Source organism: Shewanella sp. NKUCC05_KAH, assembly GCF_019345585.1.
GTDB classification, from domain to species: domain Bacteria; phylum Pseudomonadota; class Gammaproteobacteria; order Enterobacterales; family Shewanellaceae; genus Shewanella; species Shewanella oncorhynchi.
In genome coordinates this window covers 1-13334 of record NZ_JAHKQZ010000031.1, presented here as the reverse complement: position 1 = coordinate 13334, position 13334 = coordinate 1, and the positions used below count along the sequence as shown (strand labels likewise).

At 44.7% G+C, this 13334-nt stretch carries 18 protein-coding genes; 11 read left to right on the top strand and 7 right to left on the bottom strand.

Translation table 11 applies throughout. The features are described 5' to 3' along the window. Positions 1–3: 3 nt before the first annotated feature. From rpmJ to rplQ, 6 genes are all read left to right on the top strand, one after another. Entirely contained in the window at positions 4–117 is a 114-nt protein-coding gene (rpmJ, locus tag KO533_RS21140; protein ID WP_006083579.1) for a 50S ribosomal protein L36, read from the top strand. 117 nt (positions 118–234) lie between these two features. After that, complete coding sequence (gene rpsM, locus KO533_RS21135) at positions 235–591, top strand: 30S ribosomal protein S13 (RefSeq protein ID WP_011787581.1); 357 nt, start codon at positions 235–237, stop codon at positions 589–591. A gap of 15 nt (positions 592–606) precedes the next feature. Beyond that, entirely contained in the window at positions 607–999 is a 393-nt protein-coding gene (gene rpsK / locus KO533_RS21130; RefSeq protein ID WP_006083577.1) for a 30S ribosomal protein S11, read from the top strand. A 32-nt stretch (positions 1000–1031) separates the two neighbouring features. Continuing rightward, complete coding sequence (rpsD, locus tag KO533_RS21125; protein WP_006083575.1) at positions 1032–1652, top strand: 30S ribosomal protein S4; 621 nt, start codon at positions 1032–1034, stop codon at positions 1650–1652. 24 nt (positions 1653–1676) lie between these two features. Further along, positions 1677–2666 (top strand): DNA-directed RNA polymerase subunit alpha, encoded by a 990-nt coding sequence (gene rpoA, locus KO533_RS21120; protein WP_006083574.1) that lies wholly within the window; start codon positions 1677–1679, stop codon positions 2664–2666. A 40-nt stretch (positions 2667–2706) separates the two neighbouring features. Further along, positions 2707–3102 (top strand): 50S ribosomal protein L17, encoded by a 396-nt coding sequence (gene rplQ / locus KO533_RS21115; RefSeq protein WP_006083573.1) that lies wholly within the window; start codon positions 2707–2709, stop codon positions 3100–3102. A 57-nt stretch (positions 3103–3159) separates the two neighbouring features. Here the strand turns inward: rplQ and KO533_RS21110 are convergent, their stop codons facing one another. The 6 genes from KO533_RS21110 to ccmA form a co-directional block, all read right to left on the bottom strand. Then, a complete protein-coding gene (locus KO533_RS21110; protein WP_251073512.1) occupies positions 3160–4164 on the bottom strand; it encodes an ABC transporter substrate binding protein in 1005 nt (334 codons plus the stop codon). A gap of 142 nt (positions 4165–4306) precedes the next feature. Next, positions 4307–4795 carry a cytochrome c maturation protein CcmE gene (gene ccmE / locus KO533_RS21105; protein WP_105251038.1) on the bottom strand — a complete coding sequence of 163 codons (489 nt, stop codon included), beginning with the start codon at positions 4793–4795 and terminating at the stop codon, positions 4307–4309. Next, on the bottom strand, positions 4792–4992 hold the full coding sequence (gene ccmD / locus KO533_RS21100; RefSeq protein ID WP_105253042.1) for a heme exporter protein CcmD: 201 nt from the start codon (positions 4990–4992) through the stop codon (positions 4792–4794). The genes ccmE and ccmD overlap by 4 nt, the downstream gene beginning before the upstream one ends. Next, entirely contained in the window at positions 4992–5738 is a 747-nt protein-coding gene (locus tag KO533_RS21095) for a heme ABC transporter permease (RefSeq protein WP_105251039.1), read from the bottom strand. The genes ccmD and KO533_RS21095 overlap by 1 nt, the downstream gene beginning before the upstream one ends. A gap of 1 nt (position 5739) precedes the next feature. Beyond that, complete coding sequence (gene ccmB, locus KO533_RS21090) at positions 5740–6426, bottom strand: heme exporter protein CcmB (RefSeq protein WP_006079706.1); 687 nt, start codon at positions 6424–6426, stop codon at positions 5740–5742. An 11-nt stretch (positions 6427–6437) separates the two neighbouring features. Beyond that, positions 6438–7088 carry a cytochrome c biogenesis heme-transporting ATPase CcmA gene (ccmA, locus tag KO533_RS21085; RefSeq protein ID WP_105251040.1) on the bottom strand — a complete coding sequence of 217 codons (651 nt, stop codon included), beginning with the start codon at positions 7086–7088 and terminating at the stop codon, positions 6438–6440. A 318-nt stretch (positions 7089–7406) separates the two neighbouring features. Between ccmA and KO533_RS21080 the strand changes: the two genes are divergently transcribed. Next, a complete protein-coding gene (locus KO533_RS21080) occupies positions 7407–7706 on the top strand; it encodes a c-type cytochrome (protein ID WP_105251041.1) in 300 nt (99 codons plus the stop codon). A 60-nt stretch (positions 7707–7766) separates the two neighbouring features. On the opposite strand, the gene ccmI is transcribed toward KO533_RS21080, so the two are convergent. Continuing rightward, the gene (ccmI, locus tag KO533_RS21075; RefSeq protein ID WP_173248542.1) at positions 7767–9017 is read right to left on the bottom strand and encodes a c-type cytochrome biogenesis protein CcmI; all 1251 of its coding nucleotides are present in this window, start codon (positions 9015–9017) and stop codon (positions 7767–7769) included. A 400-nt stretch (positions 9018–9417) separates the two neighbouring features. On the opposite strand from ccmI, the gene KO533_RS21070 reads away from it, so the two are divergent. From KO533_RS21070 to KO533_RS21055, 4 genes are read left to right on the top strand one after another with little or no spacing between them, the layout of a single operon-like run. Continuing rightward, complete coding sequence (locus tag KO533_RS21070) at positions 9418–11397, top strand: heme lyase CcmF/NrfE family subunit (RefSeq protein ID WP_105251043.1); 1980 nt, start codon at positions 9418–9420, stop codon at positions 11395–11397. An 11-nt stretch (positions 11398–11408) separates the two neighbouring features. Then, entirely contained in the window at positions 11409–11963 is a 555-nt protein-coding gene (locus KO533_RS21065; RefSeq protein ID WP_105251044.1) for a DsbE family thiol:disulfide interchange protein, read from the top strand. Beyond that, positions 11960–12439 carry a heme lyase NrfEFG subunit NrfF gene (gene nrfF, locus KO533_RS21060; RefSeq protein WP_105251045.1) on the top strand — a complete coding sequence of 160 codons (480 nt, stop codon included), beginning with the start codon at positions 11960–11962 and terminating at the stop codon, positions 12437–12439. Before KO533_RS21065 ends, nrfF begins: the two co-directional genes overlap by 4 nt. Further along, complete coding sequence (locus tag KO533_RS21055) at positions 12436–13023, top strand: TlpA disulfide reductase family protein (protein ID WP_113941593.1); 588 nt, start codon at positions 12436–12438, stop codon at positions 13021–13023. Before nrfF ends, KO533_RS21055 begins: the two co-directional genes overlap by 4 nt. Positions 13024–13334: the final 311 nt, after the last annotated feature.

The following is a 13334-nucleotide window of genomic DNA, read 5'->3' as shown; positions in this document are numbered from 1 at the left end:
GAAATGAAAGTTCGAGCTTCCGTGAAGAAGATCTGCCGTAACTGCAAGATCGTCAAGCGTAGTGGCGTTGTACGCGTTATCTGTGTTGAACCAAAACACAAACAGCGTCAAGGCTAAAAAGTAATTTGTTCAGCCCATGAATTGGGCTGAACAAAATTTTGTTTGCAAATCTGTCGACTGTCGAGTATCCTTTCGGGCTTTTCGCAGTTGGCCTTTAACTTTAAGGAGTGCATAGTGGCCCGTATCGCTGGCATTAACATTCCTGATCAAAAGCATACAGTCATCGCATTGACTGCAATTTTCGGCATCGGCCGTACTCGCGCTAGAGCAATCTGCGCGGCTACAGCAATCGCTGAAACTGCTAAGATCAAGGAATTGAGCGAAGCTCAAATAGACACACTACGCGAAGAAGTCGCCAAATACCTAGTAGAAGGTGACTTACGTCGTGAGATTTCAATGAACATCAAGCGTCTTATGGATCTTGGTTGTTATCGTGGTCTCCGCCATCGCCGTAGCCTGCCTCTCCGTGGGCAACGTACTAAGACCAATGCGCGTACGCGTAAAGGTCCACGTAAACCTATTAGAAAGTAACGGGAAGGTAAAGCAATGGCTAAAGTTCCGTCACGTTCTCCGCGTAAGCGCGTACGTAAACAGGTTGCAGATGGCATGGCTCATATCCATGCTTCTTTCAACAACACTATTGTCACCATTACAGATCGTCAAGGTAATGCGTTGTCATGGGCTACTTCAGGTGGTTCAGGTTTCCGTGGTTCACGTAAATCTACTCCATTTGCTGCACAGGTGGCTGCTGAGCGTGCAGGTGCTGCTGCTCAAGACTACGGTTTAAAAAACCTTGAAGTGTTTGTGAAGGGTCCAGGTCCAGGTCGTGAGTCAGCCATTCGTGCGCTGAACGCTGTTGGTTATAAAATTACCAACATTACCGATGTGACGCCGATCCCTCATAATGGTTGTCGTCCTCCTAAAAAGCGTCGTGTATAACGCCGTTTCATTAGGATAGTTGGAGAAAGATCATGGCAAGATACTTGGGTCCCAAGCTCAAGCTCAGCCGCCGAGAAGGTACAGACCTTTTCTTAAAAAGCGGTGTGAGAGCAATCGATTCAAAGTGTAAACTGGAAACTGCACCTGGACAACATGGCGCTCGTAAGCCACGTTTGTCAGAGTACGGTACTCAGTTACGCGAAAAACAAAAAGTTCGTCGTATTTACGGTGTGTTAGAAAAACAATTCCGTAACTATTACAAAGATGCTGCACGTACTAAAGGCAACACAGGTGAAAACCTGCTTCAGCTTTTAGAAACCCGTCTTGATAACGTTGTTTATCGTATGGGCTTCGGTGCAACTCGTGCAGAATCACGTCAGCTAGTAAGCCATAAATCTATTATGGTTAACGGTCGTGTTGTTAACATTCCATCATTCAAAGTGTCTGCGAATGATGTTGTGAGCATCCGCGAGAAGTCACGTACTCAAGCTCGTATTAAAGCGGCTTTAGAAGTGGCAGCTCAACGCGAGAAGCCTACATGGGTTGAAGTCGACAACGCGAAAATGGAAGGTGCTTTCAAGCGCGTTCCAGAACGTAGCGATTTGTCTGCGGAAATTAACGAACAGCTGATCGTCGAGCTTTACTCTAAGTAAGGCTAACAAACAAGAGAGGACACAATGCAGGGTTCTGTTACAGAATTTCTTAAACCGCGTCTCGTTGATATCGAGCAGGTTAACTCAACACGTGCCAAGGTTACATTGGAACCACTTGAGCGTGGTTTCGGCCACACTTTAGGTAACGCGTTGCGTCGCATCCTATTGTCGTCTATGCCCGGCTGCGCGGTTACCGAAGTCGAGATTGACGGTGTACTGCACGAATACAGCAGTAAGGAAGGCGTTCAAGAAGATATCCTTGAGATCTTGTTAAACCTGAAAGGGTTAGCAGTGACCATCGAGGGTAAAGACGAGGCTATGCTTACGTTGAGCAAGTCCGGCGCAGGCCCTGTCATCGCAGCAGATATCACGCATGATGGTGATGTCACTATCGTGAATCCTGATCATATTATCTGTCATCTGACAGGTAACAATGATATCAGCATGCGTATTCGCGTTGAGCGTGGTCGTGGTTATGTACCAGCATCTGCTCGTGCACAGACCGAAGACGATGATCGCCCAATCGGCCGCTTGCTGGTTGATGCTTCTTTCTCGCCAGTTGCACGTATTGCCTACAATGTAGAAGCAGCACGTGTAGAACAGCGTACTGACTTAGATAAACTCGTTATTGATATGACCACAAACGGTACTATCGATCCTGAGGAAGCTATCCGTCGTTCTGCAACTATTCTGGCTGAACAGCTAGATGCGTTTGTAGAGTTACGTGACGTGACTGAGCCAGAGCTGAAAGAAGAGAAACCGGAATTCGATCCGATTCTGCTGCGTCCTGTCGACGATTTAGAGCTAACTGTACGTTCGGCTAACTGCTTGAAAGCCGAAGCGATTCATTACATCGGAGATCTGGTACAGCGCACTGAAGTTGAGTTGCTGAAAACCCCGAACTTAGGTAAGAAATCTCTTACTGAAATTAAGGATGTTTTAGCTTCTCGCGGACTGTCGTTAGGTATGCGTTTGGAAAACTGGCCTCCAGCTAGTTTAGCAGACGACCTATAAGTCTCAGGTTTGTACAGATTTAGGTTATAAGGATTAGGTCATGCGCCATCGTAAGAGTGGTCGTCAACTAAACCGTAACAGCAGTCATCGCCAAGCCATGTTTCGCAACATGGCCGGTTCACTAGTTCGTCATGAGATCATCAAGACAACTGTGGCTAAAGCGAAAGAACTGCGTCGCGTAGTTGAGCCTCTGATAACACTTGCTAAGAGTGACAGCGTTGCAAACCGTCGTTTAGCGTTTGCACGTACTCGCGACGCTGAAGTCGTTGGTAAGTTATTTACTGAGTTGGGTCCACGTTACCAGGAACGTCCTGGTGGCTATACCCGTATCCTTAAGTGCGGTTTACGTGCTGGTGATAAAGCCCCTATGGCTTACATCGAGCTAGTTGGTCGCCCAGAAGCTGCTCAAGCTGTTGATGTTGAAGCTGCTGAGTAATTAAGGTTACACTTTTAAAAAGCCGGGCATTAGCCCGGCTTTTTTATGCCTTTTTTACTATTTTACCCAAAGTGTAGTTTTCTCGATTTCTTTTGGGAGGACGATATTCCATTTAGCTAAGCCTTTCTGGCTAAACATGTATTTTCCAAGATCATCTGTTACTGGGAAAATATTTTCGGGTTTCTCGCCGCCGAGTATTTTTGTCGCCATATTCGCTGCAATCTTGCCATGATGATAGCCATCGAGAACATAGCCACCAATATTGCCTTCAGCAGAGACACTAAATCCCCAAAACCCAAAATTCGGTACCGGAGTATGTTCAGATATCCATTTTAGGAGCTGATCTGCATCCACTGAGCGATTATCTGCGTCTCTAACTGTGTGATATAGCGCCACGACTATAGCGTTATAACCTTGTTCCTTCGCGGTCAATACATTCCGCTGCCAATCCGTTAGCTGTGACAATTGCACCAAATTAACTTCGATATCGCCTAACATGCTTGAGTGTTGTTTACTGATGTATTCAGCCGCAGAGTCAGAGGTGACTCCTTGGTCGAATAGAACTAAGATTTTTCTATGTACAGTCTGCGGTAGTAAACGTTGAATGAGCAGTAGAGAACGTCGTAGTAGTGGTCTCTCAATGACGCCTGTGAAGCGTTTGTGTTCATTGAGATGATATTCTCTAGGATTCATGTTCACCCCTAAATAGACTACTGGGATTAGGCTGTCATTTAGGCGCTGGTGTAAGAGATTAACCGCATTATCATCGGCGAGAATAACCAATTGAGGTGCTTGTTGTTGAATATATTTCCATGCTAAGTCAGCCCGTTCAGCAAATTGCGCTTGGGGTAAGCGTTTGGTATCCATCTCGAAATAACTAACATCGTGGTGAGGGCTGAGCGTGTCATAAATCGCTTGATAGTATTCTTGGTCCCATTGATAGCTATGATGGTAGCTTTCGATAACAACAACCTTAGCAGCATTAGCTTCCTGAGAGAGGCCTATCAAGCAGATAATTAGGAAGCTTAGAATGTGTTGCAAACTAGAGTTTAGTTGTCTCATTTGAATCATATGCAATCTTAGGTATTGGCGCTGCCTAGAGTATAGTCCACCTTTAATTGTGCATATTGAGATAATAAAAAAGCCTCACTAGTTATTAAGCTAGGAGGCTTAGTTTGTACGCTATTGCTGATCCATCAATAACCTACTTAGTATCAGGTGCCTTTTGCTGGCTATAATCTAACTTTTCGTGCTTTTGGCCCATGGCTTCAGCGACTTCTGGTGGCATGTAGTTTTCATCATGCTTGGCCAGTACTTCAGTTGCTTCTAGTTTGCCATCAGCGCCCAGTACACCCTGAGCAACAATGCCTTGTCCTTCACGGAAAAGATCGGGCAATAGGTCGTCATAAGTGACCAGTACTTCACCGCCGAGGGAGTCATGTACTGCAAATTCGACATGCAAGCTTTTGGGATCTCGCACCATAGAACCTACCGTCACCATTCCGCCGACACGAATACGTTGGCCAATTTCAGGTTTTACGCCAGTGTCTGTCTTGCCGTGGACAATTTCAGACGGAGTATAGAATAAGTTCAAGTTGGAGTTCAGCGCATAGAGCAAAAGCGAAGTAATCGCAGCAACGCCACCGATTAATGCTACAGCTAATGTCAGTCTTTTTTTGCGTCTTGGGTTCACGATTTAGTACTCCTAGTTTCTTTTAGGCGTTCTTCTCTATCCATCTTCTTCGCGATATCAATTAACACCTTACGCTTTTGGCGTGCGCTGGTAATGATGAGCGTAGAGAGGCAGAAGAAGGTCACTCCGTAGGATAGCCATACATAGAATGCATAGCCGCCCATATTAAAAAAATCACTGATTGAATCGAATTGCATCATTTGACCTCCTCCGCTTTAGCTAGTTCACGGACCCAAGGGCGCATGCCATTTCTTGCTAAAATTTCTGCTCTAAAACGAACAATAGTGATGGCGCCAATCATAAGACCGAAGCCCAGTATGTTAATTAACAGTGGATAGAGCATTTCCGTCGACATTGTCGATTTCTCGGTAATGCGTATTGTCGACGGCTGATGTAATGAGCTCCACCATTCAACGGAGTATTTGATGATAGGAATATTGATCACACCGACGATCGCTAAGATCCCTGCTGCACGAGCTGCGAGCACTTTATCCTCAAATGAGGCATAGAGCGAGATCACACCTAGATATAGGAATAGTAATACCAGCTCAGAAGTTAAGCGTGCATCCCATACCCACCAAGCACCCCACATAGGTTTACCCCATGCTGCTCCGGTAAAGAGTGCGATAAAGGTGATCACTGCACCAATGGGAGCAATAGATGCTGCAGCCCAGTCGGCAAGTTTTATCTGCCAAACTAGACCGATAAAGGCCGCTGTTGCCATACCCATATAAGCCGCCATTGACATAGACGCGGCAGGAACATGGATAAAGATAATACGGTAGCTATCACCCTGCTGGTAATCCGTCGGCGCGAAGACGAGTCCCCATGTAGTGCCAACAGCAATCAATAGACCGGCTAAGATCGCAAACCATGGAAATAACGTTCCTGATAATTTATATGCGCGTTCAGGATCCGCGTAAGGGTGTAACCATTTCCACATTTTAGTTAGTACTCACTCGCAGAGATGCACCAATTGCAAAAGGTGCTAAGGTTAACGATCCGACCAGCATAGCGCCTATTATAGCGAGCTGACCATCATAGGGTAAATTCATTCCTGCCGCGTCTATGGCACTCGTTGCAAAAATGAGTACTGGGATATATAGGGGCAAAATAAGTAAACTGAGTAACACGCCGCCTTTCCTTAGACCGACGGTTAATGCCACACCAATAGCACCTAACAGCGACAATACTGGCGTGCCTAGCGCAAGCGTTGAAATTAACGCACCGTAGCTGTTGCCGTCTAGATTGAGTAATACCGCTAACAGTGGTGCGATAATAATCAGTGGCACACCAGTTAAAATCCAGTGGGCTAACACTTTAGCTAATACGAGAATGGCTAATGGCTGTGGGCTTAATAGCATTTGCTCTAAGCTACCATCACTAAAGTCGGCTTTGAAAAGCCTTTCAAGTGACAACATTGATGCTAATAATGCGGCGACCCAAATTATCCCCGGTGCCACACGTGCTAACATTTGCGGCTCTGGTCCAATTCCCAGCGGAAACAAGGTAACGACCATAATAAAAAATAGCAGTGGGTTAAAAATGTCGCCGCGGTGGCGAATAGCAATTTTAAGATCTCGCTGCAGCAAGGTGAAAAATGCTTGGGTAAAACTGATGCCTCTTTTCATTGAGCCTGACCTTATATGAAGCGATAATCTAGACGAATTTTACGAAGCCTATCATCTGTGATAATGCCCATATCTTGGTGAGTTGTGAGGATCACACAGCCACCATTATCCGCATGCTGAATAAATAACTGCTCCAGTTCTTCGACACCTTTTTTATCGATTGCAGTAAAAGGTTCGTCAAGGATCCAAATTTTACAGTTGCTATGCCACAATCTTGATAGCGCTGTTCTGCGATGCTGGCCTGCGGATAAATGCCCCGCGAGAGCTTCTTCAAAGCCCGTTAAATTGACTTTGGCTAAAATGGCTGACGTATCAAAGTCATCATAACCACTGATTCTTAAATTGAAATTAAGGTTTTCTTCGGCAGTCAGCTCGCATTTCACGCCAGCTAAATGGCCTAAATACAAGAGGTCTTCATTGTATTCATCGCGGCAACGGTTTATGTCTTCATTAATGTAAAAAGTTTGTCCGGCATAGGGGCGAGAAAGGCCCGCCAATATGCGTAATAAACTGGTCTTTCCTGCGCCGTTAGGGCCTTCAATCTGAACAATGTCACCGGCATTTATATCAAAACTTAACTCATCAAAAAGGATACGTTCTTCGCGGATACAGGTCAGCTTGCTGGCTGACACTAATGTGGTTTCTTTAGTTATATTTGTCACTGAACCCTCTATCTCAAGCCGGAAGGAAACACAAGTCATTCTAACACAAACGTTATTGGGGGTTTACTCTTGGTTTGCACTAGATGTCAGCAATATGATGTGGTTCCAATAACCGCAATATTTATCGAACTTTTTTACGACTTGCTAATATATTAACGAATTTGTCATCCTTGTCGCCTGATTCATTTTGTGTTGAGATTCTAATCACAAAAAGATGAGATTTCTTGAAGTTTGTAGTAATCTTAGTCGGCTATAATGAGTCTGCCTAAGTAAGGGCGGCGCCGAGCTTTGTACGTATTTGCATTAGGAACATTGAACATGAAAAAACTGTTAGCAATGACTGCTGTCGCTGCTTTGACTATGTCAGTTAACGCTTCAGCTCAAGATGCTGAGGCTATTTATAATAAGGCATGTACCGTATGCCACAGCATGGGTGTTGCTGGTGCTCCAAAAGTGCACAACGCTGCAGAATGGGAACCACGCTTAGCTAAGGGTGTTGACGCTCTAGTGAAGAGTGTGAAAACCGGTCTGAATGCTATGCCACCAGGTGGTATGTGTACTGATTGTACTGATGATGATTACAAAGCTGCTATCAAATTTATGTCTACAGCTAAGTAATTTTTCAGATATAAAAAAACCGGCGAAAGCCGGTTTTTTTATATCTGCAATTAACGCGATTTATTGCACTTGAGTATCAAGTACTAGGTTCGCTGTATCGCCTACGGCGACTTTACTGATCTTGCCTTGAATATCACCCGTTTGCGGTTTGATATTACCTTGTTTAGACAGCACAGCAATCACTTCCACATTGGCTGCATCGCTTAACTTCACATCACCACCCATACCGCTGCTGTCATCTAATGTCACTGTAATCGGGAAAGACTTAGCACTGACTTTGGTTGCAGCTAATGGGACTTTAGGTCCTTCAGTTGCACGGGCAAAGATGAAAATGGTGTCTTCTGGACTGGCTTTAGCCGCAAGTTCTGCAGAGATAGATATAGTGACATTGACCGATTTAGCACTCGCTTTGACTTGCTTATGTGCATCATCATTTGGCATGCCAGCGGTTTCCGACTGCATGCGTAAGTTAGCGGTTTCGATTGCATTCATAAGAGCAGCACGATCAACGTCGGCACGACCGCTATCTAAAATCGTTTGCCAAGAGGTGATGGCTTTCTTGTAGTCAGCAGTAAAGAAAGCATCCATACCCACGAGCAGTAGCGTTGAAGGATCTTGTGCATCCATTGCTAAAGACTCATTGATAAGAGCTTGGATTTGCGGTGTCATTTGTTGACCCGCTTTGTAATACATCGCCGTTGCTTTTGGACCGAGCAATTCTGCATGCTTTCCGACTAATTCGATTACTTTATCGAAAGCCGCAATCGCTTTATCGTATTGGTTTGCCGATACATAAGCATGACCTAAGCTGAACCACAGTTGGCTGTTTTCTGGCTCGGCTTTAACTTGAGCTTCCATCATCTGCACGCGTTGCATCATGATTTGAGCCGTATCCATTCCCGCATGTGGATTTGCAGGTTGTTGAGCACTATCAATATTCTCGAAGGCGCCTAAGTGTTGATAGAGATAGCCTGAGATAACAATCAAACAAACTGACATGATCGACGGCCACAGAATCGTCTTTGGCTTTATTTGGTTGACCAGTGAATCGTCGTTCGCTTGTTTGATGTCTTGGAGTAGACTGATTTCCAGTTCTTTCTTCAATGCATCAAATTCGGCTTGATCGAGTAGCTCTTCACTTAATTCTTTTTCAAGAACGCCTAAGCGCTCATTGAACAATTCAAGGTTCGTTTGTTTACGAACTCCAGCTTCTTCCGTTTTCAGCAATTTTTGCTGTCTGAAGTGCGGGATCCAAATCAGCATCAGGCCGACTAACATAACAAGCGCAATAAAAATCCAAAATGTCGTCATTGTTTCTATATTCACTTTAGTTTGCAGAAAGCGGAGTAACCGCTAGGCTTGGAAGCAAGATTATACGTAAAGATTGTTCATTGAACAGTAATATAAGGTAATCCCAGTGCTGAAAGCTTATAGTTGGGCACTGGTTCACAAATTGATTCTTCTTGTAAATTTTGTATGAAACTTAAGTGTCATTTGTCGGTCACATGCAGAACTGAGCCTCTTCCGTGACTTTCATCGACCTCTAAAATTGAGAATGAGACAAGTAACCCAGTTTTGTACGAAAGAGGCAGACAGGAACAATAGCAAATACTAAAATGAGCAAAATTTCGTGCATTTGCGTGAATAGCATGTTGTGCGTTGAGATAGAGTCTTTCTAAATCAACATATTATTGAAGACTGAGGAAAACCCATGATCCCAGAACTTGGACACTTTGCGTTGATAATAGGGGTGGCTTTTGCCTTCTTATTAATCAGCGTCCCCCTAATAGGTGTTGCCAGAAAAGACCAATACCTTGTTAGGTACGCTTGGCCATTAACGTACGGAATGTTCTTTTTTATTACCTTATCTGTTGTCGTGCTGGCTTATAGTTTTGCCGTCGATGATTTCTCGGTCGCCTATGTGGCACATCATTCAAATTCTCAGTTACCTATCTTCTTTAAGATCTCGGCCGTATGGGGCGGTCATGAAGGGTCACTGTTATTTTGGGTGTTTGCTTTATCAACTTGGGCAGCTGCGGTTGCCTTGTTTAGCAAAGGTTTAGAAGAAGTGTTTACTGCCCGTGTGCTGGCAGTATTGGCTCTTATTGTGATTGGCTTTAGTTTGTTTATGCTACTCACATCTAGCCCATTTGAACGTTTATTCCCGATCCCTGCCGAAGGTCGTGACTTAAATCCAATGCTGCAGGACGTGGGATTAATCTTCCATCCTCCTATGTTGTACTTGGGTTATGTGGGCTTCTCTGTAAGCTTTGCATTTGCGATTGCTGCGCTGATGAGCGGCCGTCTCGATTCTGCTTGGGCTCGTTGGACTCGTCCATGGACATTGGCTGCTTGGACCTTCCTTACGGGCGGTATCGCACTAGGATCTTGGTGGGCTTATTATGAATTAGGCTGGGGCGGTTGGTGGTTCTGGGATCCTGTTGAGAACGCCTCTTTTATGCCTTGGTTAGTGGGTACTGCGCTTGTTCACTCTTTGATTGTGACTGAGAAACGCGGCGCCTTCCGTAACTGGACTGTATTACTGTCTATTTTTGCTTTCTCTTTAAGTTTGCTTGGTACCTTTATTGTTCGCTCAGGTGTATTAACCTCAGTGCATTCATTTGCAGCCGATCCAAGCCGCGGTATGTTCATCCTGTTGTTACTTGGTTTAGCTGTTGGCGGTTCATTAACACTGTTTGCTTTACGTGCCAGTGAAATGAGTAGTCCTGCCCGTTTCGAGCTCAAGTCTAAAGAAACTATGCTCTTAGTATGTAACGTGCTACTGACGGTTGCCGCAGGTACGGTACTATTGGGTACATTATATCCATTGCTCATCGACGCGCTTGGCATGGGTAAAATCTCTGTTGGACCTCCATACTTTAATGCGGTGTTCGTGCCTATCGTATTAGTGCTATTTGGCTTTATGGGTATTGGTCCAATTATTCGCTGGAAAAAATCGAAAGCGGGCGAGCTTAAGCGTCAGCTATTGATCCCAGCAATGATTGCTGCTGCTATCGGTATTGTGACGCCTTTTATCGTCGATGGTGTATTCAATATTTGGGTTACCTTTGGTATTGCAGCCGCGGCTTGGATTATTCTGGCTACCGCAAGAGCGGCCTATAACATGGTCAAGTCGAAAGAAGGTGATATCAGCATCAGCCGCATGGGCCGTAGCCAGCTTGGTATGATCTTCGCGCATCTCGGTATTGCCGTTTCTGTGATTGGTGCCACTATGGTGTCAAATTACTCGATTGAGAAAAGTGTTCGTATGGGACCTGGTGTAAGCCAAGAACTCGCCGGTTATACTTTTAAGTATCTCGAGACCAAAAACGTAGTGGGTCCTAACTACACTGCACAGCAGGGACAGATAGAGATCTACAAGGGCGATGAGCTACTGACATTACTAAAACCCGATCGTCGTCAATATAATGTGCGAACTATGGATATGACAGAAGCCGGTATTGACTGGGGTCTATTCCGTGACTTGTACGTAACTATGGGTGACCCTATTACCAGCACTGAATTTGCGGTTCGTTTAAACTATAAGCCGTTCGTGCGTTGGTTATGGTTTGGGGCAATTTTCATGATGATAGGTGGATTCTTCGCTGCATCGGATAAACGTTACCGTGCGAAAGTCACTGCAGCCGTCGCGCCTTTGGCCGAAAAGGCAAAATTGGCAACGGCTCAATAATTGGGGAATGTATGAAGAAGTTGGTTCTGTTTATCCCATTGGTCATATTTCTCGCCATGGGGGTGTTTCTATATAAAGGGTTATTTCTGAATCCGCAGCAATTGGATTCAGCACTGGAAGGGAAGCCTATTCCGGCTTTCCAACTGGAACGCCTAGAAACACCGGCTGAGATAATAACGAATGAGCAATTAAAAGGTAAGGTATCATTACTTAACGTATGGGCGACGTGGTGTCCATCTTGTAAATATGAGCATCCTTTCTTAGTGATGCTAAAACGTAAAAATCTTTTGCCAATTTACGGGATCAACTATCGTGATGAGCGTGTTCCTGCGTTAGAAGAGTTAAAACGTCAGGGCGATCCCTACAACGTTAATATTTATGATAAAGATGGGCGTTTAGGATTAGATCTTGGCGTTTATGGTGCTCCAGAGAGTTTTATTGTTGATCACAACGGTATTATCCGTTTCCGTTATGCAGGTCCAATAGACCAACGCGTATGGAGTGAAACCCTTTACCCTATGATCCAACAATTACAAGCTGAAGCAGCGAAGGATGGCGCAGCATGAGAACGCTGATAAAAATCATAGGTGGTCTAGTGCTGATGTTCAGCATGACGACCGCCGTCATGGCAACACCAGTTGATACTTACGAATTCAAGTCACCTGAAAATCAAAAGCGCGGTTTGTCTTTGGCCCATGAACTACGTTGTCCACAGTGTCAAAACCAAAATTTGATCGACTCCAATTCACCCGTTGCTCGAGATCTGCGTCTTGAGGTATTCAAGATGGTTGACGAAGGAAAAGGGGATGATGAGATCATCGAGTTTATGACCAGTCGTTACGGTGAGTTTGTTCTCTATAAACCTAAGATGGAAACCAAGACCTACATTCTCTGGTTAGGTCCTATTGGTTTATTACTTCTGGGTCTAGTGATTGGATTCATCTTCATTCGTAAGCAACGTATTGGCGGTAATGTGCCGAACGAAATTAGCGCAGAAGATCAGCGCGAGTTAGATACCTTGCTAAAGCGCAATACAAAATGAAGCATAAAGTCATAACGGCATTCATGTTGTCATCCATTCTTTCGGTATTTGTTGCTGGGGTCGCGCATGCGTACCCTGGTATGCAGCAAACGGCTAAACCGATGGAATCAACGGTTGATTTGATCAATGTACTGCCAAAGACTTTTCCTATTGAGCCTGTTGCCTTTAATGATGTCGATGGTAAAGCTATCGACTTCAGCCAATTTAAAGGCAAGATCATTATGGTTAACATGTGGGCGACTTGGTGTCCGCCATGTGTCAGAGAGTTGCCTGCAATCGAAAGGTTAGCAACTAAGTTCAAGACTGAAGATTTTGTCGTGCTGCCTATCTCTATTGATGCCGAAGGTAAGCAGCAGGTTCAGCCGTTCTTAAGTTCATTGGGTATGGCGAATTTCAACTCTTACTACGATCAACCACAAAGTCTTGGGAACGTTTTTCCGCTCGACACGATTCCTGCGACCTTTATTCTTGATCAACAGGGTCAATTAATTGCCTTTGTTCGATCCTATGTTGATTGGGATGACGTAAAAGCCGTCTCGCTAATCCAAGGTTTTATCGATAAAGGCAGCAAAAAGCCCAATTAATGGGCACTTTGCATGTAAAATAATCGCCATCGTTTAAAAGATCGCCATGCGATCTTTTTTCATTTAAAAAGCCCTTGCACAAAAAGTTTCACTGCCTATAATGCGCATCCACTGACACGGCAGACAGCGAAAGCCAGCTGACGAATTAGGTTGAATTGATTAGCTTTTAAGCACTTAATTCAAGCGCAGCAAGAAGTTGAAAAATACTCCTTGACGCGAAACGGGAAATGCGTAGAATACGCAGCCCTAGCCAACTGGAAGCGTTCGGCGCTCAGTGTGGTACTCACCTTCTCTTATGAGGTTGAGTTGCT

What these genes read in the sequence shown, in the direction of transcription:
- KO533_RS21065 (WP_105251044.1), top strand. Translation starts at nt 11,409, where the DNA reads ATGAAGAAGTTGGTTCTGTTTATCCCATTGGTCATATTTCTCGCCATG.
- ccmI (WP_173248542.1), bottom strand. Translation starts at nt 9,017, where the DNA reads ATGACGACATTTTGGATTTTTATTGCGCTTGTTATGTTAGTCGGCCTG.
- rpsK (WP_006083577.1), top strand. Translation starts at nt 607, where the DNA reads ATGGCTAAAGTTCCGTCACGTTCTCCGCGTAAGCGCGTACGTAAACAG.
- KO533_RS21080 (WP_105251041.1), top strand. Translation starts at nt 7,407, where the DNA reads ATGAAAAAACTGTTAGCAATGACTGCTGTCGCTGCTTTGACTATGTCA.
- KO533_RS21095 (WP_105251039.1), bottom strand. Translation starts at nt 5,738, where the DNA reads ATGTGGAAATGGTTACACCCTTACGCGGATCCTGAACGCGCATATAAA.
- KO533_RS21055 (WP_113941593.1), top strand. Translation starts at nt 12,436, where the DNA reads ATGAAGCATAAAGTCATAACGGCATTCATGTTGTCATCCATTCTTTCG.
- rpmJ (WP_006083579.1), top strand. Translation starts at nt 4, where the DNA reads ATGAAAGTTCGAGCTTCCGTGAAGAAGATCTGCCGTAACTGCAAGATC.
- KO533_RS21070 (WP_105251043.1), top strand. Translation starts at nt 9,418, where the DNA reads ATGATCCCAGAACTTGGACACTTTGCGTTGATAATAGGGGTGGCTTTT.
- KO533_RS21110 (WP_251073512.1), bottom strand. Translation starts at nt 4,164, where the DNA reads ATGAGACAACTAAACTCTAGTTTGCAACACATTCTAAGCTTCCTAATT.
- rplQ (WP_006083573.1), top strand. Translation starts at nt 2,707, where the DNA reads ATGCGCCATCGTAAGAGTGGTCGTCAACTAAACCGTAACAGCAGTCAT.
- ccmB (WP_006079706.1), bottom strand. Translation starts at nt 6,426, where the DNA reads ATGAAAAGAGGCATCAGTTTTACCCAAGCATTTTTCACCTTGCTGCAG.
- ccmD (WP_105253042.1), bottom strand. Translation starts at nt 4,992, where the DNA reads ATGCAATTCGATTCAATCAGTGATTTTTTTAATATGGGCGGCTATGCA.
- nrfF (WP_105251045.1), top strand. Translation starts at nt 11,960, where the DNA reads ATGAGAACGCTGATAAAAATCATAGGTGGTCTAGTGCTGATGTTCAGC.
- rpsD (WP_006083575.1), top strand. Translation starts at nt 1,032, where the DNA reads ATGGCAAGATACTTGGGTCCCAAGCTCAAGCTCAGCCGCCGAGAAGGT.
- rpoA (WP_006083574.1), top strand. Translation starts at nt 1,677, where the DNA reads ATGCAGGGTTCTGTTACAGAATTTCTTAAACCGCGTCTCGTTGATATC.